Genomic DNA, 25386 nt, shown 5'->3' with positions numbered 1-25386 from the left:
ATGCGCGACATGCTCCTCATCGCCCTCTACGCCTTCCTCGCCGCCGCGGCCACCGGCGTGGCGGGGGCGGGTGTGCTGCGGCTGGTCCGGCGCCGCTCGCTGACCGCCTCCCTCGCCGTGGTGGCGGGCGTCGGGGTGTTCGCGATGCTGGCGGGCACCATGGCGGTGGCCTGGGCGATGTTCCTGTCCCCGCACGACCTCAGGGTGGTCACCACCGTCGTCGCGATGGCCGCCGTCGTCTCCCTGCTCACCGCGCTGCTGCTCGGCCGCCGGGTGGTCGCGCGCAGCCGGGAACTGACCGACGCGGCGCGCAACTTCGGGGACGACGGCGCCTTCGCCGCGCCCGCCGCCCCGGCCACCGCCGAACTCGACGAGCTGAGCCGCGAACTGGCCGCCACCAGCGCCCGGCTCGCCGCCTCCCGCGAACGCGAACGCGCCCTGGAGGCGTCCCGGCGCGAGCTGGTCGCCTGGATCTCGCACGACCTGCGCACCCCGCTCGCCGGACTGCGCGCCATGTCGGAGGCCCTGGAGGACGGCGTCGCCGCCGACCCCGCCCGCTACCTCCGCCAGATCCGCACCGAGGTGGAACGCCTCAACGACATGGTCGGCGACCTCTTCGAGCTGTCCCGCATCCACGCCGGGACGCTCCCCCTCAACCCGGCCCGGGTCTCGCTGTACGACCTGGTCGGCGACGCCCTCGACGGCGTCGGCCCGCTCGCCCGCGAGCACGGGGTGCGGCTGGTGGGCGACGGGGTGCAGCCGGTGCCGGTCGAGGTGGACGGCAAGGAGATGAGCCGCGTCCTGGCCAACCTGCTCGTCAACGCCATCCGCCGCACCCCCGCCGACGGCACGGTGGCCGTCGCCGCCCGGCGGGCGCCCGAGGGTGTGGTGCTGACGGTGACCGACGGCTGCGGCGGCATCCCCGAGGCGGACCTGCCGCGCGTCTTCGACACCGGCTGGCGCGGCACGGACGCGCGGACGCCTCCGGCGGGCGCGGGACTCGGGCTCGCCATCGTCCGGGGCATCGTGGAGGCCCACCAGGGCCGGGCGAGCGTCCGGAACATCCCCGGCGGCTGCCGCTTCGAGGTGACACTGCCGGCCCCGGCGCACTGAGGCCGGCGAGCGCCACGGGGTCAGCGGGCGTTACGGGGGCAGCGCGCGGGCGCGAACTCCGCGGAGGCGTCAGCGCGCGTGCGCGAACTCCGCCATCCCCTCCGCGAAGCCGACCTCCGGCTTCCAGCCCAGCTCGGCCCGCAGCCGTGAGGAGTCGGCGGTGACATGCCGTACGTCCCCGAGCCGGTACTCGCCGGTGACCACCGGCTCGGGCCCGCCGTACGCGGCGGCCAGCGCCCGCGCCAGCTCGCCGACCGTACGCGGCTCCCCGCTGCCGGTGTTGTACGCGCTCAGCGTGCCCGGCCGCTCCGGCGCCTCCAGCGCGGTCACGTTGGCGGCGGCCACGTCCCGCACGTGCACGAAGTCGCGCCGCTGGCCCCCGTCCTCGAAGACACGCGGCGCCTGACCGCGCTCCAGCGCCGAGCGGAAGAACGCGGCGACCCCGGCGTACGGGGTGTCACGGGGCATCCGGGGGCCGTAGACGTTGTGGTAGCGCAGCGAGAAGGCCGTACCGCCCGTGGAGCGGGCCCACGCGGCGGCCAGGTGCTCCTGGGCCAGCTTGGTCGCGGCGTACACATTGCGCGGATCGGCCGGGGCGTCCTCACCGACGAGTCCGGGCAGCAGCGCCTCACCGCAGCGCGGGCATGGAGGCTCGAAGCGGCCCGCCGCAAGATCGGCCTCCGCGCGCGGGCCCGGCCGTACGTCACCGTGGACCGGGCAGGCGTACCGGCCCTCGCCGTACACCACCATCGACCCGGCGAGCACCAGCCGGCCCACCCCGGCGCGGGCCATCGCGGCGAGCAGGACGGCGGTGCCGAGGTCGTTGCGGGAGACGTACTCGGCCGCGTCGGACACCCCGTCGCCCAGGCCGACCCGGGCCGCCTGGTGGCAGACGGCGTCCACGCCGGTCAGCGCCCGGGACACCGCGTCCGCGTCACGGACGTCGGCGCCGGGGTCGTCCCGCACGTCGTACACGACCGGTTCATGCCCGCGCGCCCGCAGCGCCTCCACGACATGGGACCCGATGAACCCGGCACCGCCGGTGACCAGTACACGCATACGGCCACGCTAGGTCCGCGCGCCGCCCGGTTCCCGTCGTGACGTCCGCACGTCACCACTCCGTAAGGACGCGGCTCACTCCGTCCACCGCCACCCGGAGGCGTGCAGCGCCTCCGCCCGTTCGACGGCGATCTCCACGCGCAGCCGGGCCTCCTCCTCGTCCCGGAAGCCGGCGGTGGCGGTGTGCTGGTCGGGGTGCTTGCGGTAGAGGGTGCCGGGGGCGGACTGCATCCAGCCGGGGCTGACGGCCTCGCAGCTCAGCACCAGGGCGCCGTCCTCGAAGGCGGGCAGCGCGGGCCAGCCGCCGAGGAGTCGGACCAGCGCGGTACGGACGGTCAGCGTGGTGCCCACCACCGGCATCTCGCCCCGGTTGGCACCGTCGAGGAGCGCACGGGCCGGCAGCGGTCCGGGCGCGGGGTCGTACGGCCCCGGCACCAGACTGCCGTCGGGCAGCAGGTCCAGACAGGGGGCGACGGTCCAGCCGTACGCCGGGTGGGCGGTCAGGACCTCGATGTCCCGGGCGAGGGCGTCGGCGTCGGGAAGCAGGTCGTCGGCGTCGACGCAGCGCAGCAGGGTGCCGGTGGCGCGGGCCAGGCCCAGGGTGCGGGCGCGGGCGGCGCCCCCCTGGCGACCGGTGCCCTGGGAGATCCAGGGCGCGTCCGGCACGGAGGCCAGGGGGTTGCCGGTTCGGCCGTCCTCCTGGAGCACCCACTCCAGCCGCCAGCCCTCCGGCAGCCGCTGCCCGGTCAGACAGTCGTGCAGCTCGCGCAGATAGGCGTGCCCGCCGTCGTGGACGGGCGTCAGCACGGTGAGCGTCGGCATGGACGGCGCTTCCCTTCGGCGGGCTCGGTGGCGCGAAGGCCCGGTGGGCCTACGGCTCTACGGACGACGTCGGCGGAACCGCAGCGGTTCCGCCGACCCCATCGTGCCCTTCGAAGCGACTGTCAGCCGAGCGGGGATGTTTCACGTGAAACGGACAAGGTTTCACGTGAAACACCGAACGGGACATCCCCGGCCAGCGTGATCCGGTGCATCACCCGGTGCTGGTCGCCGTAATCGCGGTTGGCGTAGTGCGCCGTGCTGCGGTTGTCCCACAGGGCCACATCGCCCGGCCGCCAGCGGTGCCGCACGATGTGCTCGGGCTTGGTCAGGTGGGCGTAGAGGATGTCGAGCAGACCCCGGCTCTCGTACTCGGAGACCCCCGCGATGTGCGAGGTGAAGCCCGGGTTCACGAACAGGCCCTTGCGCCCGCTCTCGGGGTGCACCCGCACCACCGGGTGCTCCACGGGCACGAGTTCGGTGACGACCTCGCCGTCCCAGAGGTTGCCCTGGCCCTGCCGCCGCTGGGCCAGGTAGTAGCCGAAGGCGCGGTTGCCGTCGTGCACGGCGGTGAGCGTGTCGAGGTGGGCGCGCAGGCCCGGCGACAGCGACTCGTAGGCGAGCTGGCTGTCCGCCCAGGTGGTGTCGCCGCCGTGCGGCGGCAGGACGACCGCGCGCAGGATGGAGATCGCGGGCGGGCGCCGTACGAAGGTGACGTCGGTGTGCCAGACGTCGGAGAAGCCGTTGTCCTGGCTGTCCAGGGCGTACACCTCCGGCGCCACGTCACCGGAGTCGTGCACCGGGTGCCCGGCGGTGACCTCGCCGAGGCGCCGGCCGAACTCGATCTGCTGGGCGTCGTCGAGGTTCTGGCCGCTGACGAAGAGCACCTTGTGCTCGACGAGGGCCGCGCGGACGGCGGTCACCTCCTCGTCGGTGAGACGGGCCAGGTCGATGCCGTCGATCTCGGCGCCGAAGCTCGGTCCGAGCTTGGTCAGCGGGAGCTGGACGGCGGTGGCGGGGGAACGGTCGCTGGTGATGCTCAACGGGGGCTTCCTTCCTGGGATTCCAGAGGGGTTTCCGGTTCCGGTCGGGGGAGGCGGGGTCAGGCGGCGGCGGACTTCACGGCGTGCGAGACCCGCGCGCGCAGCTCGGCGAACTCCCGTGACTCGCGCAGCGCGTCGGCGTCCACCCCCGCGCGCGGCAGCGGCACCGTGAGGTCCAGGGCGACGGTCCCGGGGCTCTTGGACAGCACGACGATGCGGGAGCCGAGGAACACCGCCTCGTCGGCGGAGTGGGTCACGAACACGGTGGTCCGCCCGGTGCGGGCGGTCACCTCGCGCACGTCCTCCTGGAGCCGCTCCCGGGTCAGCGCGTCCAGCGCGGCGAACGGCTCGTCCAGGAGGAACAGCGGGTGCTCGGCCGCGAGCGCGCGGGCGATGGCCACGCGCTGGCGCTGGCCGCCGGAGATCTCCCACACCCGCCGCCGCTCGGTGCCGTCGAGCCCGACCCGCTCCAGCAGCTCCGCGCGCCGCTCGGGCCACGCCGCGCGCTGGACGCCCGCGTAACGCAGGGCCAGATCGACGTTCCCGCCGACCGTGCGCCACGGGAACAGCCGGGGCGTCTGGAAGACCACGCCCGCCGCGTGCCCGGGCCGGGGCTCGGCGCCCGCGACCCGTACCGAGCCGTCGGTGGGCCGCTCGAACCCGGCGATCAGCCGCAGCAGCGTGCTCTTGCCGCAGCCGGAGGCGCCGACCAGGACCAGGAACTCCCCGGCGGGCACGGTGAGATCGACGGGCCCGACGGCGGTGAAGGCGTCGCGCCCCTGGCCGTAGCGATGGCTGACGTGGTCGAGCCGTACGGCTTCCGCGACCTCCGTCGGTACGTCCTCCGTCCGCACGCCGTTGCCGGACTCCCCGGACTCCCCGGCCTTCTCGGACAGCTCACTTGAGGCCATCGGGCAGTCCCTTCAGATAGAAGGCGGAGCGGACGGCCCGCTCGGTGGGGGCCGCGTCGATCTGCTTCTGGCCGGCCAGGAAGCGGCCCGTGTCGAGGACGTAGTCGAGCAGCTTGCCGGGGTGGCCCTCGGTGCCGAGCCAGTCGTCGGACGCGACCTGCTCCGGGGTGAGGAACACGCCCTGCGAGAGCTGCGCCTTGGCGTCGGCGGTGCTGATGCCCAGCTCGGCGGCGACATCCCTGACCGCGCCGTCCGGGTCCGACTTGAGCAGGCGCAGGGCCTCGGCCTCGGCCCTGCGCCAGGCGTCGACCACCTTCGGGTCCCGGGCGATCAGGTCGTCCGACACCACGGCGAGGTCGAGCGTCGGCTTGCCCCCGGCGCCGATCTCCTTGCTGCTGGTGAGCTGGGTGCCGGTCTTGCGCAGCTCGTCCAGCGTCGGCAGCCAGACGTACGCGGCGTCGATGTCCCCGCGCTGCCAGGCGGCCAGGATCGCCTGCGGCTGGAGGTCGACCAGCTTCACGTCGGACGCCTTGAGCCCGGCCTTGTCCAGCGCCGCGAGCACGCTGTAGTGCGAGGTGGAGGCGAACGGCGTCGCCACGGTGTGCCCCTTCAGCCCGGCCACGTCCTTGATGCCGAGCTTCCTGCGCGCGACCAGCGCCTCGTTCTCCCCGGCCACGTCGAGCACGAACGCGACCTTGTACGGGATCGGTGAACTCCCCGCTATCCCGCGCGCGAAAGGGCTGGAGCCGAGCGCCGCGATGTCCAGGGACTTGCCGAGGAACGCCTGGTTGACGCTCGCGCCCGAGTCGAACTTGACCCAGCTGACCGAGTAGCCGGGCAGCGCCTTCTCCAGCAGCTTTCTGTGCTTGACCAGCAGATCGCCGCTGGGGAAGGCGAAGTAGCCGATGCGCAGCCGCTTGTTCCTGCCCGAGGACGCGTCACTGGCCGAGGAGCACCCGGTGACGGCGAGGGCGGCGGTGCCGAGCGCACCGGCGAGGAGCAGCCGGCGGGAGGGGCGGGCGAGGGAAGAGGACATGGGGCGACCGTTTCTGACGAGGGGACAGCAGCGGATCGAAGGAGGAGGGAAGGGGATGTCAGTCCCGTCCAAGGGACCTCAGTCCCGCCCGCGCCAGGGCACGACGGCGCGTTCGAGGCGCAGCAGCAGGGTGTCGATGACCAGCCCGGACACCCCGATGGTGATGATGCCGACGAGCACGACGGGGGTGTTGTTGTAGTTGGCGGCGTCCTTGACCATGCCGCCGATGCCGGGCAGCCCGTTGACCAGCTCGGCTGCGACCAGCGAGGAGTAGGCCACCCCGACGGCCAGCCGGACGCCGGTGAAGGTCTCCGGCAGCGCGGACGGCACGATCACGTCCTTCACCACGTCCCACCGCGAGGCCCCGAGCGCGCGGGCCGCCTCCACGAGCGCGCGCGGTACGGCCGCGACGGCCGCCGTGGTGGACACCGCCACCGGCGGGAACGCGGCCACCGCGAGCAGCGTGATCTTCGGCTCCTCGTCGATGCCCAGCCAGATGATGAGCAGCGAGAAGTACGCCAGCGGCGGCAGCGTGCGCAGGAAGGTGATCCAGGGCTCGAACAGCGCGCGCAGCGGGCCGACCGTCCCCATCAGCAGCCCGAGGACGACCCCGGCGACGATGCCGAGCCCGGCGCCGAGAGCGATGCGCCGCAGGCTGATGCCCAGGTGCTCGATCAGCGTGGTGCCGTTGTAGCCGCGCGTGCCGTCGTGCGTGGTCGACACGTCGACGAACGCCTTCCACACCTTCGCCGGCGGCGGCACCAGCGTCTCGCTCCAGGTCCCGGCCGCCGCCACCGCCTGCCACAGGACGAGGAAGAGCAGCAGCGACCCGACCGGCAGCGCGAGCCGCCGCACCCGAGGCCACACGGAACGCGCCCGCCCGCCGACGGGTGCCGCGGCGGGTACGGCTTCGGACAGGGAAGGTGTCGTGGACACAGGAAACCTCCACACGGCACCGGACACCGGCGCTGGAGATCAAAGGGGCTGAACGGACGCGACCGTCACGGGCACGGCCCCCTCAAGCACGAGGAAGGCAGGACCCGTTCAAGGACGGGGGAGAGAACACGGCGCCGACCGCGCGGGAATCAGGAACGTCCGCGCCGGCGGGGCGGGTTCAGCGACAACACGCGGCCGGGCGTCGGCACAGGTCGATGACCAGGCGTCGCACCAACGGCTCGTGATTCATGGCGCCCATTAGTACAGCAGCCACCCCCACCCATCAACAGCCCGCCCACTCTGTGGACAACCCCTCCCGCTCCCCGGCAGCCCGCCCCCCTGCGGACGGCCCGCGATCCCGCCCCACCGGCCCCCCTCCACACGAGCCACCGGCCCACCCCCACGCGCCGCTCCCCGGGCCGTCAGCCGGCGGACGACCCGGCCCGATCCCCTCTCTGGGCCCGCACTCAGCGGGCGACTCGGCCCGAGCCGCTCTCCGGGCCCGCACCCGGCGGGCGACCGGGCCCGCTCCGGCCACCGGCCCACCCCCACGCGCCGCTCCCCGGGGCCGTCACCCGGCGGACGACCTGGCCCGCTCCGGCCACCGGCCCACCCCCCCCACGCGCCGTTCCCCGGCCCTCACTCAGCGGGCGACTCGGCCCGAGCCGTTCCCTGGGCCCGCACCCAGCGGGCGACGGGGCCCGAGTCGGCTGCCGGTCCCCACCCCCACGCGCCGCTCCCCGACCCGTACCCGGCGGACGACCCGGCCCGCTCCGGCCACCGGCCCACCCCCACGCGCCACTCCCCGGGGCCGTCATCCAGCGGACCACCCCGCCCGCCCCGCCCGCCGGGCCACCACGACACACGCCTCCCGCTCCTCGCACTCCACCACCCGCGCGTCCAGCCCCACGGCGGCGAACACCTCGCGGGTGAGCGGGGCCTGCCGTTCGCTGGTCTCCACGAGCAGGTGACCGCCGGGCGCCAGCCAGTCCGGGGCCCCGGCGGCGACCCGCCGCTGGACGGCGAGCCCGTCGGCCCCGCCGTCCAGGCTGCGGACCGGCTCGTGGTCCCGGGCCTCGCCCGGCAGGGTGGCGAGGGCGTCGCGGGGGACGTACGGCGCGTTGGCGACGAGCAGGTCGACGCGCCCGCGCAGCGCGTCCGGCAGCGCGTCGTAGAGGTCGCCCTCGTGGACGGACGCACGGTCCGCGAACAGCGCCAGATTGCGGCGCGCGTACGCCGTCTGCGCGGGGTCGATGTCGGCGGCGTGCAGCTCGGCACGCGGCAGCCGTACGGCCAGCGCGGTGGCCAGCGGCCCCGCCCCGCAGCACAGGTCCACGACCACGGCCGCGTCCCGTCCCACTCGCAGCGCCTGCTCCAGCAGGAACTCGGTACGCCGCCGGGGCACGAACACCCCCGGCCCCACCGCGATCCGCAGCCCGCCGAACGCGGCCCAGCCGACGACGTGTTCCAGCGGTTCCCCGGCGCGGCGCCGCTCGACCATGCCCTCGACGAGCACACCGGAGGCCCCACCAGCCCCACCGGACCCATCCGGCCCCGAGGCCCGAGCCGCCGCGTCGAGGATCATCCCCGCCTCCTCCTCGGCGAACACACACCCGGCGGCACGCAGCCGGGAGGCGACGGAAGCGAGAGAAGAGGCGGAGCGAAAGGAAAGAGAAGAAGAATCAGCAGCCGTACGAGCGGCAGCCTGCAACGTGTCGTCCACGACGAGCCCTCCAGCAGGGAATCCCGACCATTACCGCGTTGATGGGACTCACCTCCTCGGGCCGGCGCCGGCCTCGTGCCGACGCGTACGCGCGCCCACTATAACGACGCCCTCCCCCGGGGGCCGCCGATATTCGTTCCCCCTTGTCACAGCCATGCCATACGCTGCACCCCACATCGCCGTCCACGCACCCGTCACCCGGTGCGAGGGGGGACGGGCGGTGTTTCGTCTTCGTCCGGGGAGCACCGGACATTCCCGTGGGGGTTCACAACTGTGCGCAGGCGCAGCATCTCGATCGCGACGTCGCTCGCGGTCGTTCTCGGTTCCGCGGCCCTGATGGCGGGCGCGGCCGGTACCGCGGCGGCGGATTCCGCCAAGGTCCTTCAGGTGGCGTCGGTCGGCGACATGGTCGTCGACGGCGTGCACCACCGTGTGTACCTCTCCGACCCGGCCGGCGGAAAGCTCGTCGTCACCGACTACTCCGGCACCGTGGTCTCGACGCTGACCGGCCTGTCCGGTGTGACCGGCCTCGCGCTGTCCGCCGACTCCGGCCAGGTGTACGCGGCGGTGAAGAACAGCGACCGGATCATCGCGGTGGACACCGGCACGTACGCCCAGACCGCGAGCTGGCCGCTCGGCACCGCCCCGAGCGACCTGGAGATCGTGGACGGCCGCATCTGGTTCGGCGAGAACGCCGGCATCGGGTCGCTGGACGTCTCCGGCGCCGAACCCGTCGTCCACCTCGACGAGCAGGGCGACGCCGGCTTCACCGGCGGCTACGGCACGTACCTCGCCGCCGACCCGTCCGCCCCGGGCGTCCTGGTCGCGGGCAACGGCAGCGACCTCGCCGTGTACGACGTCACCGCCGACGGCGCCACGCTCCGGGCCAAGGGGCAGATGGACTCGGGCGTGAAGCAGCTGGACCTGACGCCGGACGGCCGCCAGGTCCTCACCTCCTGGGGCTCCGGCAACGGCTACTCCATCGGCGCCTACTCCACCACCGACCTCACCCGGGAGACGGGCTACCCGGACGACGCGTACCCGAACGCGGTACGGGTCGCTCCCGACGGCACGGTCGCCGCGGGCAGCTTCTCCTGGTACGGCCCCGACGTCCACATCCACCACCCCGGCGACCCGGCGCCGGTACGGGAGTACGACTTCCCCAACACCGGCGACAGCAGCGGCGCCGACACCCTCGTGGACGGCGCGCTCGCGTGGGCGCCGGACTCCGGCCGGCTCTTCGCCGTCTCCCAGAACGACTACGGCATCCTCACCCTGCGCGCCCTGACGGACCCGGTCAGGGAGCTGCCCGCCCTGACGGTGTCGGCCCCGGCGAAGGCGGACCGCGCGAAGAAGCTCACCGTCACCGGCAGGCTGACCTCGAAGACGCTGCCGGCCGCGGGCACCGCGCTGACGGTGACCCGTACGGACGCCGAGTCGCCGAACGGCAAGGCGCTGCCCGCCGTGAAGACCAAGGCGAACGGCACCTTCTCCTTCACCGACACCCCGCCCGCGGGCGGAAAGGTCACCTACAAGGTCGCCTACGCGGGCGACCCCGCCCACGCCCCGGCCTCCGGCTCCGACGCGGTCACCGTCTCCCGCAAGGCGCCCGCACTGAGCCTGAACAACGACGGCAAGCTGTACTCGTACGGCAAGGACGTCACCTTCACCGCCCACCTCGGCACGACGTACACGAACCGTGCCGTCTCCCTCTACGCCGACCCCTTCGGCTCCGACAAGCCCAAGAAGCTCCTCAAGACGGCCAAGGTCGACTCCAAGGGCAACCTCTCCGCGACGGTCGACATGACCCGCGACACCACGGTCACCGCGGTCTTCGGCGGCGACGCCCGCTACGCCGGCAAGACCGTCAAGTCCGTCGCGTACGCCAAGGCCAAGCTCTCCACCGCCGTCTCGCACCACTACAAGACCGGCCGCATCGGCTCCCACACCTACTACTACTTCCACAAGAGCACCGACCCGGTCGTCACCACGACCATGAACTACTACCAGGGCCGCAGCCAGCATTTCGAGCTGGAGGTCTACTACCAGGGCACCTGGTACCAGTCCGACTCCGAGTACTTCGCCCTCGCGGCCAACGGCAAGTCCGCCGTCCGCCTCGAAGCCCCCGGCGAATCCGGCATCCTCGCCCGCACCCGCTCGTCCTACGTCAACGGCACGTCCGGCGACAACGTCAACTCGACGACGCACGGGGCGTGGAAGTACTTCACGTTCACCAAGTAGCGCAAGCGGCCGGGCCCGGGTCCGCCCCGTCACGGGCGAGCCCGGGCCCGGCCTTTGCCGTGCTACCGCCGACTACGCAGCATCGCGGCCGCCAGCCCTGCGAGTTCGCGCAGCACGCCGGGCACATCGGCCGTCCTGGCCCGTCGCAGCGCGACGATCCCGACGACGGTGAGACAGGTGACGCTCACCAGGGGGAACACACCGGCGGCGATCAGAACGAGAGAGGACACAGCTTCTCCAAGGGCAGAGAACGCGCGCCGACGACGCGCAGCCTGACGGGACAGCCCCGGCCGGGGGATGCCGCAGACTCTGGGGAAGCGAGGGGTTAGCCGCGCAAGCCCGGGCCGGGGTGCGCAACTCCCGCCCGTGTCCGGCCGTCCTCTTCTCATGTGACGCATCAGCTCTCGCCGCCTACCTCGAACGGCTGGGCCCCGGAAGCGATCTGGATCACCGGGGGACCTCCCTCACCGAGGACCTCCTCGGCGCGGTCCGTGCCCTGGAAACCCGCCAAGTCACCTTGGGTAACGCCCTGTTCGAGGAGGCGTCGTTCGTCGGCGACGCCGATTTCAGCCGTGTACGTTTCGAGGGAGAGGCCGGGTTCGAGCAGGCGACGTTTCTTGGGAGCGCCCGGTTCGTGGCGACGGAGTTCCAGCGAAACGCCTGGTTCGAGCGGGCGAGTTTCGGTGAAGTCCGGTTCCGCGACGCGTTCTTCGACGGAGGGGCCTGGTTCGGTGAGGCACGCTTCACCGGCTATGCCGACTTCGACGGCGCGCGCATGTCCGGGCACGTCAGGTTCCAGTTCGCCCGGTTCCAGGACCATGCCGCCTTCAACGGCGTTCGGTTCGCGGGGAATGTCGACCTGCGAGGCGCCCATTTCACCGGCTGCGCCTGGTTCGACGGGACGAGGTTCGAGAGCGCCTCTCGGCTGGGTCCTCTGGTGTGCGAAGAGGCCCTGGACCTGTCGTCGGTGTATTTCGCCGCCCCGGTCGTCATCGAGGCGGCGACGAGAAAGCTGTGGTGCGTAGGGACGGAGTGGGCGGCGAAGGCGACCCTGCGCCTGCGGTACGCCACCGTGCACCTCACGGACGCGGTACTCGCCCACCCGCTGATCATCGCCGTCCGGGCCGCCCCGTTCACCGGCCGTTCCAGGGCCGGGGGCGGGGAAGAGGCCCTCGGGGAGGGCGGCATGCGGGGTGAGGGCGCCGGTGTGCGCATGGCCTCCCTCCAGGGCGTGGACGTGGCCCATCTGGTGCTCAAGGACGTCGACATGACCCCGTGCCTGCTGTCCAGCGCGGTGCATCTCGACCAACTGCGCCTGGAAGGCGCGTACATACTCGCCCTGCCGCCCGCAGGTGTGCGGCGGCGCGGACTCCTGCCCGTGCGATGGACCCCGCGCCGCACCCTCGCCGAGGAACACCACTGGCGGGCCGCCGGTGACTGGGGCGCCTGGACAGCGGCGCCGGACGGCACGGAGATCGTGGGCCCGGCGGGGCTGGCCGCCGTGTACCGGCAGCTCCGCAAGGCGTTCGAGGACGGCAAGAACGAGCCCGACGCGGGCGACTTCTACTACGGCGAGATGGAGATGCGCCGCCACGACTCCCAACGCCCGCGCGCGGAAAGCGTGTTGCTCACCGTCTACTGGGCGCTGTCCGGCTACGGCCTGCGCGCCTCCCGTGTGCTGGCCTGGCTGCCGGGTGCGATGGCCGCGACCGTGCTCGTCATGATGCTGTGGGGCGTGCCGGTGAAGGCCGCGGAGACCGTGAGTACCGGCAGGCTGACGGGCCGGAGCATCACGCTGACGAACGGTACGACCGAACTCGTCGCCCCTGACGGCCCGTTGAGCGAACGCCTGACAGCTCAGCGGCTCGACACGTCCCTGCGCGTGGTCGTCGACTCGGTGGTGTTCCGCTCGTCGAGCCAGGACCTGACCACCGCCGGAACCTACGCCGAGATGCTGTCCCGTATAGCCGAACCCGCCCTGCTCGCCCTCGCGTTGCTTGCCACCCGCGGCCGCGTCAAACGGTGACGGCCGCACCGGGGGCCGGAACCCGCGGTGCGGCCGGCGGCGGCTACCAGGTGAGGGCGTCCGCCGCGTTGGCCTGCCAGTAGGTCACGGCGGCGGCGCTGTTGAAGAAGACGCCGGTCTTCGGGAGGTTCAGGGTCTTCTCCTTGCCGGTCGCGGCGGCCTTCTTGTCGGTGAAGTGGACGCCCAGGGTCTTGGCGGTGCCGCCGCCCTCGCCGTCGGGGGAGTACGTCAGGATGCCGGCGTACGCGGACTGGCCGGGCTTGAGCGTCACCACGGCCTGCGGCTTGCTCTCCTCGACCCAGGCCAGCGGAGCCTGCGCGTCGGCGCCGGCGCGCAGGAAGGGCGCGTAGTGGGCGTAGCAGGTGGTGGTGCCGGTGTTGGTGGCCTTGAGCAGCAGGTGGTTGATGGGGCGGGACACCTCGGTGACGGTCAGCGCGGTGTTCGCCGTGGTGCAGGTGACCGGGGACGCCTTGGCGGCGGCGGAGGCGGTCGCCCCGGCGGCCTGGACGCCGACGAGGGCGAGCGCGGCGGCGACGACCGCGGAGGAGGCGACACGGGCGGTGAAACGAGTGGCGATACGCATGAGTTGCTGCTCTCTCCGTACAGATGGTGTGCGGGCCGAACACGCCTGCGGCGCGGCCCGTGAAGCGGTGCCGAGCGGGAGCCGTCACCGTGTCCGGCGGGACTCCGTGCTTGGATGACCTCAGCCTGTGCCACCCGCCGTCCCGCCCGCCATTCCATCGGGAGTTTCGGGACGCTGGGATGCTCGCACCGGCTCTGACCTGGGGAAACGTGACCTCCCTGGGATGCCGTACGGAATGGGGGACCGGTGGGGGCCGCTGACGAGATCGCCGATTTCGCCGCGCTGTTGCGCGAGTTGAAGCAGCGGTCCGGGCTGAGTTACGAAGCCCTGGCGAAACGCGCGCACTTGAGCACCTCGACGCTGCACCGGTACTGCAAGGGGGAGGGGGTCCCGGCCGACTACGCCGTCCTCTCGCGCTTCGCCCGCCTGTGCGGGGCGACGCCGGCGGAACTGGTCGAGCTGCACCGGCGCTGGGTCCTGGCGGACGCGGCCCGGGAACGGGGGCGGAGGCCTTCGGCGGAGTCGGCGGGCCCGGTGGACCAGGTGGACCAGGTGGCCCCGGTGAACCCGGTGGACAGCGCGGGAACGGCCACGCCCGGCGCAGACCCGACGCCCCAGACGGACCAATCCGAGCCGGAACCCGCACCTGCACCGGCACCCACACCCGTATCCACACCCGCACCCAGCTCGCCGGAGGCACCCGCCTCCCCCAGCCGCCCGCGCAAACGATGGCTCCCGATCGCGGCCGCCGTAGCCGCAGTCCTCGCCGTCTCCACCGCGCTCGTACTCGACCCGGACGACGGGGAAACGCCCCCGACGGCGAACGCCCGCCCGACCGCCCCCGCACCACGTACCCCCACGCCCCACCCCCCGGCATCGCCCTCCCCGCGACCGAGCGGCTCCCCGTCCCCCACCTCCACCCCGTCCGCCGCGAAGCCGCCGACCCCCACCACGGCCCCGGACCACGCCCAGCCCGAGGGCCAGACCGCCGTCCCCCTCACCGTGAGCACCCGCGCCTACGCCTGGGACGACCCGCAGTGCGAGGCGAAGTACCTGATCAACCGGCCGCCCGGCCAGGTCGCGCCCCCGGTGATGGGGCAGGACGTGCCGGGCTGGGTGCGGGCGCACGGTGCCGTCGCCGCCGACGAGCAGCGGGTGGCGCTGACCGTCCAGGGCATCGGTGACGACACGGTCGTCATCGAGTCCATGCACGTGGTCGTGGTCGACGCGGGCACCCCGCCCGCCTGGAACGCCTATCTCGGCTCGTCAGGCTGCGGCGGCGGTGTGGAGACGAGGTCGTTCGGCACGGACCTCGACGCCGTCCACCCCGTCCTCGCCCCGAAGGCCGGCCAGCGCGGCTTCCCCTACAAGGTCAGCCGGTCCGACCCCGAGGTCCTGTACCTCACCGCCCGCGCCGCCACGCACGACGTGCGCTGGTACGTGGACCTCCAGTGGAACAGCGGCGGCCGCCAGGGCACCCTGCGCATCAGCGACCACGGCACCCCGTTCCGCACCAGCGGCAGCCGGGGCCGCCCGGTCTACGAGTACCTGGTGGGCGGCACCCACTGGTACCGGGACGCGGAGAACTGACGTCCCCGTCGCTATGCCATTTTCAATGCCATACTCGGGGCATGGCTGATGACGATGTCGACTTCCCGCCCGGTGACGGCCCCGCCAGCGGCATCTCCGTCACACTGACCGCCGGTACGCTGCAGGCGATCCGTGAGCGGGTCGGCAAACGGGGCGTCTCGGCGTACCTGGAGAAGGCCGCCCAGCGGCAGATCGAGCGGGACAGCCTGAACGAGCTGATCGCGGACTTCGACGAGGTGCACGGCCCGGCCGACACCGAGGCCGTGGCGGCCAAGCGAGCCCGGCTGACCGGCGATGCCTCGAATGCCGGGGCGGCCGCGTGAGCGGTGCCCTGATCCTGGACAGCGAGGGCTTGGCGAAAGCCGTACAGCGTGATCGGGAGATCCACGAGTGGCTGACGGCGGCTCGCGACGCGGACCTGCCGGTGATCACCTCGGCAGCGGTGCTGGTCGAGGTGATCCACCCGAAGATCAACGCATCCGCAGTGAAGTGGACGCTGTCCCGCCTGAGTGTCGACCCGGTGACCCAGGCCGTCGCGCAGTCCGCGGCCGCTCTGCTGCGCGCGGCGGGGCTGCACGGCCACGAGTACGCCATCGACGCCATGGTGTGCGCGACCGCTCTGCGGCATCCCGGTCAGGTGACGATCCTGACCTCCGACGTGGAAGACATCGGGCTGCTCACCGCCGGGTATCCACGCGTGCGTGCGGAAAAGGTCTGAGCCGGGACGGTCCGAGGGTGCGCCGGCTCACCCGTAGAGCGACCGTCCTCCCGGGCTCTCGGCCGTGAAGCGCTGGCCCATCGCGATCTCGTCGGCCACCACCGACCAGACGGTCTCGTCGTCCCGGAAGGGGAGCGGGTCGACGGCGCTCGTGTCCTCGCGGATGCGGTCGACGTCGCCCTCCAGGCGCTCGAAGCCGGCTTCCTCGTCGTCGCCGTCGAAGGTGAACTCGTCCAGCAGGCGCTGGAGTCGGAGGGTGACCTCGGCGAGGGAGGAGACGTCCGTGTGGAGGTCCTGCGCGGTCTGCTCGTCGGCGTCGAAGGCGTACACCCGGCCGGACCCGGGGTCCAGGGCGAGGTGCGCGTTGAGCAGCCAGCCGATGACGGGCCAGCCGCCCGCGCCCTCCGGTGCGTCCTCGAAGTCCTCGATGGGGACGGCGTCCCGGACGAGCGGCAGCCGGCCGCCGGCCTCCTCGGGCTGACGGAGCACGAGCGTCCCCGTGGGGACACCGACGCTCTCCAGGAACCGGGCGCCCTCGGTGTCCGCGACGGCGGGCGCGAAGGCGGTGGCGGGTACGGTCGCGATCCGGTCCTCGCCGAAGATGCCGACGAGCTCGCTGTGGGTGACGTCGAAAAGCACTTCCGGAACTCCGAACTCGGCGGCGCCACGGACGCCGTGGGTCTCTTGGCCGACTCCCCGCCTACGGAACGAACTTGTTGTCCGAGGGCGAGAGGCCCATCACCGTATCAGTGCGCCCGCCGTCGACACCGTGCTGTTTCCACTGGTCGCTCAGCCACTGGACGTAGGCGCGGTGCTCCCGGTCCTTCTTGTACTTGCTCAGGTCCGTGCCGTCCGACGCCTTCTCCGACTGGTCGTACTTCGCGCTGTGGGTGACCTCAAGGTGGCTGGGGAACTCCCGCGCGAGGTACTTGTCGCACTTGGGATTCTTCTGGCAGGGCTCTCTCTCCGTGTAGAGCTGGGAGACGTTGCCCTCGTGACCTCTCTTGATCAGCGGATGCCCGATGGAGCGTTCGGAGTGCGCCTTGCCGCTGGCGCCGACCAGGATGAAGCGCTTGCCGTCGCCGTCGTACAGGGCCGAGGCGTAGTTGCCGCCGGGGATGTAGGAGCCGGGGCGTTCGGAGCGGTTGGCGTAGCGGCCGAGCTGGGTGGCGCGGGCCAGCTCGGTGGAGCCGGGCGCGACCTTCTTGGAGTCGACCGTCGAGCCGTTGCCCGGCTTGTCCTTGCGCTGCTTCTCGCCCGCGTTGTTCCACGGGTACCAGGCCTTGTCGCCGAGTACGTCGTGCACACCGGAGGTGTCCTTGGGGTGGACGGGGCTGGTGGTCCCGTCGTGGTGCAGCTGCCGTATCGAACCGTCGTCGCTGAGCAGGTACATGGGCGTGCCGTGGTCCTGCTTGGCCTTCTTGACCTCGACCTTGTCGGCCTCGTCGCCGATGTCGTGGTCCTTGCGCTTCTGGTGCCGGGAGGCGCCCTTCACCCGGTCCGGGAAGGTGTGGGTGACATGGTCGGTGACCTTCTTGGCGGCCTTCTCCATGCCGTCGATGGCCTCTTCGAGGATGCCGTCGAAGGCGTGGGTGAAGACGTCCTTGCCCTTGGTCTTGCCGAAGGTGCTCTTCGACCTGCCGAGATGGATCCCGGACTCGCTGCCCAGGTCGCTGCCGTGGCTGGAGACCTTCCCGGCACCGTCCTCGAACTCGGCGTGGTCGATGACCGTCTTCTTGCCCGCGCCGCCGGAGCCGCCGCCCTCGTCGCCGCTGTCGCCCGCGGAGGCCAGCTTCATGCCGCCGCCCGGTTTCGGGCCGCCGCCGCCCGGCTCGGCACCCGGTTTGAAGGCGCCCTCGGCGAGGTCGAGCACCATGTCGGAGACGAGTTCACGGAGTTTGGCGGTGACGGGCTCGGTGACCTTGGAGATGAGCATGTCGACCAGCTGATCGACCGCCTCGTCCACGAGCCGCTTCACGATGGTGCGCATCAGGGTGATCTCACCGGCGGCGACCGCGGCGGAGATGCCCAACGTCACGGGTGCGGCGGCGAGTTCGGCGACGATGGTGCCGGCGAGTACGCCGAGTTCGACACCCGCCTTGACCTTCATGCCGCGGATGATCTGCCCGACGCCGTCACAGGCGTCCGCGAACAGCCGTGCCACCTCGGGGAGTTTGTCCAGATGGCCGGCCTTCACATGGGACCAGTGCTTCCGCATGGAATCCACGGCCCAGCCCTCGGAGGAGTCGAGGATGCGGGTCACCGCCTTGTGCGCGGCGCCGCCCTGGTCCTCGAACTTGTCGGCGAAGTCCCGCATGGACGTCGCCATTTCGAAGTAGTCGTCCTCGTCGACGTTGGGCCAGTTGACCCCGATGAGGTCGAGCGCCTCGTCGATGATGCTCGGCAGAACAAGTCCCATGGCCGCGCGCTCCGTCTCCCGTCGGCACTTGCGTCTCCGACTACCCAGCTAACGGCGCGGATTGGCAGGTACACAAGTGGAAACCGGGTGACGTCGCGGTTCTGTGACAAGAGTCCCATCTATCGGACAAGGAAGGGGAGTTGGGGCGAGGGCGCGCCGACTGCGGAACGGTTGCGGCTGTCACCGCCCCCGCAGCCGTACGAGCGCCTCGTCCGTCCCCACCACGAGGTCCCCGTCCGCCGTGAAGGCGAGGGCGTGGGCCTGCCCGCCGGGGTGGAAGACGCGCAACCGCTCGTCCTCCAGCGCCTGTTGTTCGACGAGCCCATCGGCCCAGGCGATCGCGAGGACGGGCCCGGAGGCACCGGTCGCCACGGCCAACGCGCTGACGGCGCAGTCGCGTTGGGCCACCGGCTCCGGCATCGGCCCGGCGTGCGGGGCCCAGGCCCGTACGGTGCCGTCGGCGCCGCCCGTGTACAGCAGCAGGACGGTGTCACCCTCCGCCGAGACGGGCAGCATGGTCCCGGCGACCGCGGTGACGCGCCCCCGGTGCAGCGCGGCGGTGCGCGGCTCGGCGCCGGCCGCCACCACGTGCGCCGTACCGGCCGCGTCACCGAGGACGACCCGGTCCCCGGCGCCGGTCAGCGCGGTGACGGTCTCCGGCAGGCTTCGCGTGTACTCCCGTACCGCGTCGAGGAGTTGCTCCCGCGTGGAGGGCCCGTCGTCGAGGAGGGCGGCGAGCCCCTTGGGCTTCGCGGACTCGGCGGCGTGCTGGGTGTGCGGCAGGCCGTGCTCGTCCAGGACGGTGACGGTGCCGTCGTCGTGTACGGCGATGGCGCGGGCGCCGGCCGCGGAGTGCGGGAGACGGCCGGTGGAACGAGCGCTCTCCGCGTCCAGGACACGCACGGTGCCCTGATGGTCGGCGACGACGAGCTGCCCGGCCAGGGGACCGGTCCCGGCCGCCAGCGCGCGGGCCGGACCGGGCCACGGCGGGCTGACGTCGCCCCGCACCCGATGCCAGACGACGGTCCAGGAGGCTTCCTCGGCAAGGGAGTTGAGAGCGGCGGGCAGCCGGGGATCGGCGTCGTCGCCGAGGGCGGCGAGCAGTACCAGGGCACGTTCGGCGGGCGGCTGGTCGCGGGTCAGGGAGGCGCCGGCCCGCAGCCAGGCGGGGCGCAGTCCGCCATGATTCTCCCCGGAGCGTTCGTACGCGGTGGTCACGCTCCAGGGGTCGGCGGCGCAGACCGAGGCGGGGTCGTCCAGGTCGAACGGCTCCTCGGGGTCGGGGTCTTGTCCGGCGCCCGCGTCAGGGTGGTCCGCGTCCCAGGCCGCGCGCCGCGCCTCGTCGGTCCACCGGGGCTCGTCCAGGTCCATGCGCGCGCAGGGCCCGGCGGTGAGGGCCCGCTCCCACTCCGTACCGGAGCGGACCTCGACCAGTACCCGGACGTGATCCAACTCCGCGAGATCCAGCGCGAGTTCGACAAGGGAGCCGGGGTGTTCGGCCGCGTGCAGTCCGGGTAACGCGATGACGGTACGGCGCCGGTCGGCGGCCAGCGCTGCCAGCAGCTCGCCCGGCGAACGGGCGGCGACCGACAGCTGCTGCCCGAGCATCCAGGCGGCCGTGGTGGCGCTCTGCCCGGCCGGCGGTACGAAGCCGTGGACGCGGCGTTCGCCGGCGGTGCCGGGCCGGGTGCCGTGGCCGATCAGCCAGGCCAGAAGCCGCGACTTGCCGCTCCCCGCGCCACCGGTGACCACGGCGAGCCCCGGGGCCAGGGGGTCGCCGAGCCAGGAGAGCAGGGCGGCCGCGGCGGGCTCGCGCCCGGACGCGGGCCGGGACCAGTGCGGGGCGGGACCGGCGGTCATGAACTCTGCCGCGCGGCGTAGGCGATGAGTTCCTTGAGCCCTTCCTCCCGGGACTCCGCGGTCTCGCCGTAGTCGAAGCTGTGCGTGAACTCGGCCTCCGGCAGCACGGCTTGGAGCCAGGCGGCGCAGTAGTGGCCCGGCATCATGCACGGCTGGAGTTCGCAGTACACGCGCCGCACCTGCCCCGGCTCCACACCGGCGGCGGAGAGCTGTCGCCACAACTGTTCCTCGGGATGCGGCAGTCCGGGCCCGGCCTGGGCGGTGACGATCTGCTTCGCCCCGTCCCCGTCGACGTACTCGAAGGCCGACGAGAAGGGGAAGTTGAGCGTGTGGCGGATGTCGTCCAGCACCCGGGACCACCAGTTCTCCCGGCCGGCGACGGCCTCCGGGTCGATGCGCCGGATCTCCCGCACCAGCGCGGCGAACGCCTCGGCGGCCGACTGGAGTCCGTCCGCGGCGGCGATCACCGGCAGCGCGCGGTCCAGGGCGGCGGCGCAGTGGGTGAACGCGGCGACGTCCGAACCGGCGAACAGCGCCGGCTCACCGCGCCCGAGAAACACCGCCACCACGGACCCGTCGCCCCGCACACACAGCTGCGCCAGCCGGTCCGTACCGATCCGCACCCACTCCGCCCAGTCCCCCTGCAGCGCCACGCCGCGGTGACCGGTGTACATCCCCAGCGTGGGCCCGTCGGTGTCGTCCGCCGCGACGAAATACGGCCCGACGTGCAACGGCACACCCACCTGCGCGAGATGGGCCCGCGCCGACCCCGGCACGCTCCCGTACGACGCGGGCACACTGATCCGCCGCAGCCCCTGCGGGCCGAACTGCGTGACGGCGGGGTCCGGGGGGAGCTCGGTCATCACAGACCTCTCGGGACGACGGGCATACGGGGTCCACCCTATGCGCTGAACCCCCGCCCGTCCGGCCCCCGAAGGCCGGCCCGGCCACTGCCCGGCGGGTTCTCGCGGCGAGGCGCGGCTGTCCTGGCGTCGCCTACAGCGCGGCCGCGCCGATGGCCACGGTGAGCGCGGCGACCGTGGTGCGGATCTCGTCCCCGAGCGCGGCGGCCATGCGCTGCCCCTCGGTGGTCGCGACGGGACGGTCCCCGGGTGCCTCCGTCCCGGTTGCCTCCGCCTCGGAGGCCTGCGGCAGGCCGGCCTGGAGTCCCGCGTGGTCCAGCAGGGTGACCAGCGCCGCCGCACGCTCGTCCGAGCCGTGCCCTTGGACCCGGACGGCCGCCAACCGCTCGCGCAGCGCCGCGAGTTCCGCCACCCCCGTGACCGGGTACGTCACGGATCCGAAGACGCCGAAGACCCGCCGCCTCCGCTCCCGCACCAGCCCCTTCCCCATCAGCCCCTCGTACGCCATGCCGAGCGCCTGCTCGCGCACGGCCAGCAGCCACTCCCGAGGCGTCCCCCCGGGGTGACTCCGCACGTGCTCGGCCACGGCCGCGGCCGCCGGATCCGCCGGCGCCGACGCCCCGGCGAGGACAAGCGCCCCGTCCCGCTCCACCAGCCCCCCGGAAAACCCCAGCTCCAGCAACGCCCCCGCCGAAACCGCCAGAGCCACCCGCAGCGGCCCCTCACGCGGGCCACCGCGGCGACGTCCTGTGGGCCAACAAACAACCCCCAGGCCGACGACCTGGGGGTTCACAGTGGAGCGGGTGACGAGAATCGAACTCGCGCTCTCAGCTTGGGAAGCTGATGTTCTACCATTAAACTACACCCGCGTAATACGGACATAGAGACTAAATCGCTGTCGATGTCCGAACGCTCGCTCACTGTACCCCATGCCCCACCCCAGGTGGAGAGCCCTCTTCGTGTCGGGTGTGCGTCGGGCGTACGGTGGGGCGGAGCGCCGTCTGGAGGGGCTTTCCGGGTATCCCGTAATGTGGCTTTTGTCGTCGGGGTTCATGGCCCGACGAGGCTCCTGGGGAAGGGACTTGAGGGACTTGATGGAACGCACCGTCGTCCGCTGCGTGGACGGCCACGTCTTCAGCACCACTTCGTTCCCGATGCAGCAGGCAGAGCGGCTCGGCCCCGGCCGGCTCGTGCGGTGCCCGCGGTGCGCCCGGCTCCGCAGCGTCGTACCGGTCACGCTCGAGAAGCGGTAGACGGAAGACACAGAGGTACTCGCGCGGTCATCCCCCGGCCCCCGGAGGGTGACCGCGTCGCGTAGCCGCCCGTACACGCCGCTCGCCGCGATTGTCCGCCCTCCGCGCCCCTTGCGTATCCTCGGGACGTGCTTCTCTCAGACAAGGACATCCGGGCCGAGATCGACGCCGGGCGGGTGCGGATCGATCCCTACGACGAATCCATGGTGCAGCCGTCCAGCATCGACGTGCGGCTGGACCGCTACTTCCGGGTGTTCGAGAACCACCGGTACCCCCACATCGACCCCTCCGTCGAGCAGGCCGACCTCACCCGGCTGGTGGAGCCCGAGGGCGACGAGCCCTTCATCCTGCACCCCGGTGAGTTCGTGCTGGCCAGCACGTACGAGGTCATCACGCTGCCCGACGACCTCGCCTCCCGCCTGGAGGGCAAGAGCTCGCTCGGCCGGCTCGGCCTGGTCACGCACTCCACCGCCGGGTTCATCGACCCCGGCTTCAGCGGACACGTGACCCTGGAGCTGTCCAACCTCGCCACCCTGCCGATCAAGCTCTGGCCCGGTATGAAGATCGGCCAGCTTTGCATGTTCCGGCTCAGCTCCCCCGCCGAGCACCCCTACGGCAGCGAGCGCTACGGCTCCCGGTACCAGGGCCAGCGCGGCCCGACCGCCTCGCGCTCCTACCTGAACTTCCACCGGACCCAGGTCTGAGGGACGCGATGAGCGACATACGGGAGAACCTGACCTACGAGCGCTTCGGCGAGGCCGTCCGCGAGCTGGCGCAGACCATCGCGGACGACGGCTACGAGCCGGACATCGTGCTGAGCATCGCCCGTGGCGGCGTCTTCGTGGCCGGCGGTCTCGCCTACGCCCTGGAGTGCAAGAACATCCATCTGGTCAACGTGGAGTTCTACACCGGCGTCGGCACCACGCTGGAGATGCCGGTCATGCTGGCGCCCGTCCCCAACGTCATCGACTTCTCCGACAAGAAGGTCCTGATCACCGACGACGTCGCCGACACCGGCAAGACGCTCAAGCTGGTGCGGGACTTCTGCCTGGAGACGGTCGCCGAGGTGCGCACCGCCGTCGTGTACGAGAAGTCGCACTCGCTGGTGAAGTGCGAGTACGTGTGGAAGCGCACGGACGCGTGGATCAACTTCCCGTGGAGCGTGCTGCCCCCCGTGCGCAGGCAGGGTGAGCCGGTGACGCCGTCCAAGGACGCCCTCTGATCCCGGCCGGATACCGTCGGCCGTCCGAGGACCGCGTCGCCCGCGTACGGCTCGGTCAGGCGCGGCGCACCTTCACGCCGTTCGCCTCGAAGTCGTAGACGTTGTTGTTGATGCGCAGACCGTCCACCGCGCCGGTCCACAGGTAGTCGCGGCCCTTGCCGACGGCCGCCGTGTAGATGAGCGGTGCGGCGCCGCCGTCGTTCAGCGAGGCCTTGACCTGCGCGAACGTGCAGGGCGCGGCCTGCGTGCAGGCGGTCTCGCCGCCGGTCAGGTACCAGGTGCCGGTGGTGGTGGCGTCGAGGTAGCCGCTCCAGCGGTCGGTCGTGGTGACCGGGCCCGGCACCCACACCAGCGTGGAGTAGGTGTCACCGGGGTGGGCGGCGACGTTCGGGTTGATCTCGAACTTGATGTTCGGCAGGTTCCGCGGGCCGCCGTACGACACGTTCTCGCCGGTCTGGAAGACGCGGAAGCCGACCTGGGTGAGGCCGAGCACCGGCTTGCCGTAGAAGTCGACCTCGTTGCCGAAGTCCACCTTCTCGCTGGGCGGGGTCAGCGAGGTGGAGTTGTCCGCCACCTCGATGCCGAGGCTGCCGGTGCCGAAGGGCGGACGGGCGGCGGCGCCGGTGACGCCGAACGACCCGTAGGGGCCCTCCCGCAGTGCGGCCACCGGCGAGCCGATGGTGTTGCGGGTGATGACACCCCAGTGGTCCGCGCTGCTTCCGCCCCCGGTACCGCCGGCGGCCGTGGCCGGTACCTGGAGGGCCGTGGCGGCGAGGGCGGACAGTGCGGCGATCGTGAGCGCCTTTGCGCGGCTCACGCCAAAGCGAGCTTTCACACTCACTCCCTGATTCGTCTCGAAGAAGAGGCACGCACCGGCTCCTCGGCCGGTGCGGCGTTCTCAACGTATCGGGAGATAAGCGGACATATATGATCTACATATGCCGTACGGGTGTATGCCGTACGGGTGTTTTCGAGCGCGTGTCCGCGTGTCGAACTAGAACGTGCCGAGCTTCACGATCGACAGCAGCGCGATGAGCTGGATCGCGGACGCGCCCAGCGCCTTCGGCCAGGGCAGGTCGTGCGAGCGGGACACCATCAGCGTCAGCAGGGCGCCCGCGCCGAGCCAGGTCGCCCAGCCGATCGCCTGGACGAAGCCCGCGTCGCCGCCCGCGAACATCGCGAAGACCAGCCGGGGCGCGTCCGTGAGCGACATGATCAGCATCGACAGGCCGACGGTCGGCTGCCAGTTGCCGTTGCCGCCGAGCTGACGGGCGAGCGTGTGGGTGACCACGCTCAGGACGAAGATGCTGAGCACCATCGCGACGGCGGTGACGAGCACGATCGGGATGGCGTTGGTCAGCGTCGCGCCGATGGCGTCCGCGCGGGCGGTGTCGAAGCCGAAGACCGCGAGCAGGCCGTAGAGGAAGGTGACGATGAGGGCGGGGCCCCACATCGTGTAGTCGCGCATGCGCAGGAAGGTCTGGTTCGGGGACAGGACGATCCCCTTCAGCAGCTCCTTCCAGTGCAGCGGCGGCCCGATCGGCCCGGCGGGCTCGGCGGCACCGGCGTGGTAGGTGTCGCCCTGGGTGTAACCGGCGGCGTCGTCGACCGAGAACGCCTGCGTGTGGCCCGGGTTGTCGGCCGCGTACGGGTCGTGCGGCGCGGGTCGGCCGGGGTGGCCGGGGTGGTGCCCCGGGTGGTGGCCGCCGTCGCCGAAGTACTCCGGGCCGTCGGCGGGCGGTCCCGGGTAGCCGTACGAGGGGCCGCCGGGGCCCGGCTGTCCCGGGCGGGGGTACGCCTGCTGCTGCGGGTACGCCGGGCCGCCCTGCGGGTAGCCCGGTCCCTGCTGTCCGTGGCGCGGGGCGGGTCCGCCGCCGTACGACGGGCCCTGCGGCGCCTGCTGTCCCTGCGGGGAGCGATTGTCGTGGTCCCCGCGTCCGATCCTGAATCCAGCCACCCGTCGAACGTACC

The 25386-nt window shown here is 72.4% G+C and carries 25 protein-coding genes and 1 tRNA gene; 9 read left to right on the top strand and 17 right to left on the bottom strand.

Annotated features, from left to right (window positions below; all coding sequences use genetic code 11):
- Complete coding sequence (locus AB0898_RS01390; protein WP_366800749.1) at nt 1-1113, top strand: HAMP domain-containing sensor histidine kinase; 1113 nt, start codon at nt 1-3, stop codon at nt 1111-1113.
- Nucleotides 1114-1182: 69 nt separating this feature from the next.
- Here AB0898_RS01390 and AB0898_RS01385 read toward each other — a convergent pair whose 3' ends face one another.
- The 7 genes from AB0898_RS01385 to AB0898_RS01355 all read right to left on the bottom strand — a co-directional run bounded on the left by AB0898_RS01385 (nt 1183) and on the right by AB0898_RS01355 (nt 8544).
- Entirely contained in the window at nt 1183-2172 is a 990-nt protein-coding gene (locus AB0898_RS01385; protein ID WP_366800748.1) for an NAD-dependent epimerase/dehydratase family protein, read from the bottom strand.
- A 75-nt stretch (nt 2173-2247) separates the two neighbouring features.
- On the bottom strand, nt 2248-2994 hold the full coding sequence (locus tag AB0898_RS01380) for a GltA (protein ID WP_366800747.1): 747 nt from the start codon (nt 2992-2994) through the stop codon (nt 2248-2250).
- Between the two features lie 122 nt (nt 2995-3116).
- On the bottom strand, nt 3117-4034 hold the full coding sequence (locus tag AB0898_RS01375; protein ID WP_366800746.1) for a TauD/TfdA family dioxygenase: 918 nt from the start codon (nt 4032-4034) through the stop codon (nt 3117-3119).
- 59 nt (nt 4035-4093) lie between these two features.
- A complete protein-coding gene (locus AB0898_RS01370; RefSeq protein ID WP_366800745.1) occupies nt 4094-4945 on the bottom strand; it encodes an ABC transporter ATP-binding protein in 852 nt (283 codons plus the stop codon).
- Nucleotides 4932-5981: an ABC transporter substrate-binding protein gene (locus tag AB0898_RS01365; protein ID WP_366800744.1), complete on the bottom strand. Its 1050-nt coding sequence runs from the start codon at nt 5979-5981 to the stop codon at nt 4932-4934. Before AB0898_RS01365 ends, AB0898_RS01370 begins: the two co-directional genes overlap by 14 nt.
- A gap of 78 nt (nt 5982-6059) precedes the next feature.
- On the bottom strand, nt 6060-6899 hold the full coding sequence (locus tag AB0898_RS01360) for an ABC transporter permease (protein ID WP_407078279.1): 840 nt from the start codon (nt 6897-6899) through the stop codon (nt 6060-6062).
- A gap of 832 nt (nt 6900-7731) precedes the next feature.
- Nucleotides 7732-8544 (bottom strand): putative protein N(5)-glutamine methyltransferase, encoded by an 813-nt coding sequence (locus AB0898_RS01355; RefSeq protein ID WP_366801039.1) that lies wholly within the window; start codon nt 8542-8544, stop codon nt 7732-7734.
- A gap of 369 nt (nt 8545-8913) precedes the next feature.
- On the opposite strand from AB0898_RS01355, the gene AB0898_RS01350 reads away from it, so the two are divergent.
- Nucleotides 8914-10881, top strand: coding sequence for an Ig-like domain repeat protein (locus tag AB0898_RS01350; RefSeq protein ID WP_366800743.1), 1968 nt, complete (start codon nt 8914-8916; stop codon nt 10879-10881).
- Between the two features lie 62 nt (nt 10882-10943).
- On the opposite strand, the gene AB0898_RS01345 is transcribed toward AB0898_RS01350, so the two are convergent.
- A complete protein-coding gene (locus AB0898_RS01345) occupies nt 10944-11111 on the bottom strand; it encodes a hypothetical protein (RefSeq protein WP_366800742.1) in 168 nt (55 codons plus the stop codon).
- A 119-nt stretch (nt 11112-11230) separates the two neighbouring features.
- On the opposite strand from AB0898_RS01345, the gene AB0898_RS31825 reads away from it, so the two are divergent.
- Nucleotides 11231-12907, top strand: a complete 1677-nt coding sequence (locus AB0898_RS31825; protein WP_407078272.1) for a pentapeptide repeat-containing protein — start codon at nt 11231-11233, stop codon at nt 12905-12907.
- Nucleotides 12908-12950: 43 nt separating this feature from the next.
- Here the strand turns inward: AB0898_RS31825 and AB0898_RS01330 are convergent, their stop codons facing one another.
- A complete protein-coding gene (locus AB0898_RS01330) occupies nt 12951-13490 on the bottom strand; it encodes a DUF4232 domain-containing protein (RefSeq protein WP_366800741.1) in 540 nt (179 codons plus the stop codon).
- Nucleotides 13491-13736: 246 nt separating this feature from the next.
- Here AB0898_RS01330 and AB0898_RS01325 point away from each other — a divergent pair, with 246 nt between their 5' ends.
- Genes AB0898_RS01325 through AB0898_RS01315 form a run of 3 tightly spaced genes read left to right on the top strand, consistent with a single transcriptional unit; the run spans nt 13737 to nt 15798 of the window.
- Entirely contained in the window at nt 13737-15080 is a 1344-nt protein-coding gene (locus AB0898_RS01325) for a helix-turn-helix domain-containing protein (RefSeq protein WP_366800740.1), read from the top strand.
- A 41-nt stretch (nt 15081-15121) separates the two neighbouring features.
- Nucleotides 15122-15403: a hypothetical protein gene (locus AB0898_RS01320; protein ID WP_366800739.1), complete on the top strand. Its 282-nt coding sequence runs from the start codon at nt 15122-15124 to the stop codon at nt 15401-15403.
- Entirely contained in the window at nt 15400-15798 is a 399-nt protein-coding gene (locus AB0898_RS01315) for a PIN domain-containing protein (RefSeq protein ID WP_366800738.1), read from the top strand. Before AB0898_RS01320 ends, AB0898_RS01315 begins: the two co-directional genes overlap by 4 nt.
- 27 nt (nt 15799-15825) lie before the next feature.
- On the opposite strand, the gene AB0898_RS01310 is transcribed toward AB0898_RS01315, so the two are convergent.
- From AB0898_RS01310 to AB0898_RS01285, 6 genes are all read right to left on the bottom strand, one after another.
- Nucleotides 15826-16437, bottom strand: a complete 612-nt coding sequence (locus tag AB0898_RS01310) for an SUKH-4 family immunity protein (protein ID WP_366800737.1) — start codon at nt 16435-16437, stop codon at nt 15826-15828.
- Between the two features lie 61 nt (nt 16438-16498).
- Nucleotides 16499-18217, bottom strand: a complete 1719-nt coding sequence (locus tag AB0898_RS01305; protein ID WP_366800736.1) for a nucleic acid/nucleotide deaminase domain-containing protein — start codon at nt 18215-18217, stop codon at nt 16499-16501.
- Nucleotides 18218-18397: 180 nt separating this feature from the next.
- Nucleotides 18398-20077 (bottom strand): hypothetical protein, encoded by a 1680-nt coding sequence (locus AB0898_RS01300; protein ID WP_366800735.1) that lies wholly within the window; start codon nt 20075-20077, stop codon nt 18398-18400.
- Nucleotides 20074-20940 (bottom strand): nucleic acid/nucleotide deaminase domain-containing protein, encoded by an 867-nt coding sequence (locus tag AB0898_RS01295; RefSeq protein WP_366800734.1) that lies wholly within the window; start codon nt 20938-20940, stop codon nt 20074-20076. Before AB0898_RS01295 ends, AB0898_RS01300 begins: the two co-directional genes overlap by 4 nt.
- A 133-nt stretch (nt 20941-21073) precedes the next feature.
- Nucleotides 21074-21733 (bottom strand): GPP34 family phosphoprotein, encoded by a 660-nt coding sequence (locus AB0898_RS01290; RefSeq protein WP_366800733.1) that lies wholly within the window; start codon nt 21731-21733, stop codon nt 21074-21076.
- A gap of 2 nt (nt 21734-21735) precedes the next feature.
- A tRNA-Gly gene (locus AB0898_RS01285) sits at nt 21736-21809 on the bottom strand.
- Between the two features lie 213 nt (nt 21810-22022).
- Here AB0898_RS01285 and AB0898_RS01280 point away from each other — a divergent pair.
- The 3 genes from AB0898_RS01280 (at nt 22023) to AB0898_RS01270 (ending at nt 23415) form a co-directional block, all read left to right on the top strand.
- Entirely contained in the window at nt 22023-22193 is a 171-nt protein-coding gene (locus AB0898_RS01280; RefSeq protein ID WP_199581872.1) for a hypothetical protein, read from the top strand.
- Between the two features lie 128 nt (nt 22194-22321).
- On the top strand, nt 22322-22897 hold the full coding sequence (gene dcd / locus AB0898_RS01275; RefSeq protein WP_201820314.1) for a dCTP deaminase: 576 nt from the start codon (nt 22322-22324) through the stop codon (nt 22895-22897).
- An 8-nt stretch (nt 22898-22905) separates the two neighbouring features.
- Nucleotides 22906-23415: a phosphoribosyltransferase gene (locus AB0898_RS01270; RefSeq protein ID WP_366800732.1), complete on the top strand. Its 510-nt coding sequence runs from the start codon at nt 22906-22908 to the stop codon at nt 23413-23415.
- A gap of 55 nt (nt 23416-23470) precedes the next feature.
- Here the strand turns inward: AB0898_RS01270 and AB0898_RS01265 are convergent, their stop codons facing one another.
- Together AB0898_RS01265 and AB0898_RS01260 are read right to left on the bottom strand one after the other, a co-directional pair.
- Nucleotides 23471-24232, bottom strand: coding sequence for a hypothetical protein (locus AB0898_RS01265; protein WP_366800731.1), 762 nt, complete (start codon nt 24230-24232; stop codon nt 23471-23473).
- Nucleotides 24233-24409: 177 nt separating this feature from the next.
- Nucleotides 24410-25372, bottom strand: coding sequence for a Yip1 family protein (locus AB0898_RS01260; RefSeq protein ID WP_366800730.1), 963 nt, complete (start codon nt 25370-25372; stop codon nt 24410-24412).
- Nucleotides 25373-25386: the final 14 nt, after the last annotated feature.

The sequence above is a fragment of the Streptomyces sp. NPDC005435 genome (genome assembly GCF_040703155.1).
Taxonomy (GTDB): Bacteria; Actinomycetota; Actinomycetes; order Streptomycetales; family Streptomycetaceae; genus Streptomyces.
The sequence above is the reverse complement of the archived record's forward strand: the minus strand, read 5'-3'. Positions and strand labels throughout refer to the sequence as shown.

Excerpts from the sequence above, each read along its gene's own strand:
- AB0898_RS01370 (WP_366800745.1), bottom strand. The coding sequence starts at position 4,945 with ATGGCCTCAAGTGAGCTGTCCGAGAAGGCCGGGGAGTCCGGGGAGTCC.
- AB0898_RS01385 (WP_366800748.1), bottom strand. The coding sequence starts at position 2,172 with ATGCGTGTACTGGTCACCGGCGGTGCCGGGTTCATCGGGTCCCATGTC.
- AB0898_RS01300 (WP_366800735.1), bottom strand. The coding sequence starts at position 20,077 with ATGACCGCCGGTCCCGCCCCGCACTGGTCCCGGCCCGCGTCCGGGCGC.
- AB0898_RS01320 (WP_366800739.1), top strand. The coding sequence starts at position 15,122 with ATGGCTGATGACGATGTCGACTTCCCGCCCGGTGACGGCCCCGCCAGC.
- AB0898_RS01270 (WP_366800732.1), top strand. The coding sequence starts at position 22,906 with ATGAGCGACATACGGGAGAACCTGACCTACGAGCGCTTCGGCGAGGCC.
- AB0898_RS01295 (WP_366800734.1), bottom strand. The coding sequence starts at position 20,940 with ATGACCGAGCTCCCCCCGGACCCCGCCGTCACGCAGTTCGGCCCGCAG.
- AB0898_RS01305 (WP_366800736.1), bottom strand. The coding sequence starts at position 18,217 with ATGGGACTTGTTCTGCCGAGCATCATCGACGAGGCGCTCGACCTCATC.
- AB0898_RS01365 (WP_366800744.1), bottom strand. The coding sequence starts at position 5,981 with ATGTCCTCTTCCCTCGCCCGCCCCTCCCGCCGGCTGCTCCTCGCCGGT.
- AB0898_RS01380 (WP_366800747.1), bottom strand. The coding sequence starts at position 2,994 with ATGCCGACGCTCACCGTGCTGACGCCCGTCCACGACGGCGGGCACGCC.
- AB0898_RS01330 (WP_366800741.1), bottom strand. The coding sequence starts at position 13,490 with ATGCGTATCGCCACTCGTTTCACCGCCCGTGTCGCCTCCTCCGCGGTC.
- AB0898_RS01390 (WP_366800749.1), top strand. The coding sequence starts at position 1 with ATGCGCGACATGCTCCTCATCGCCCTCTACGCCTTCCTCGCCGCCGCG.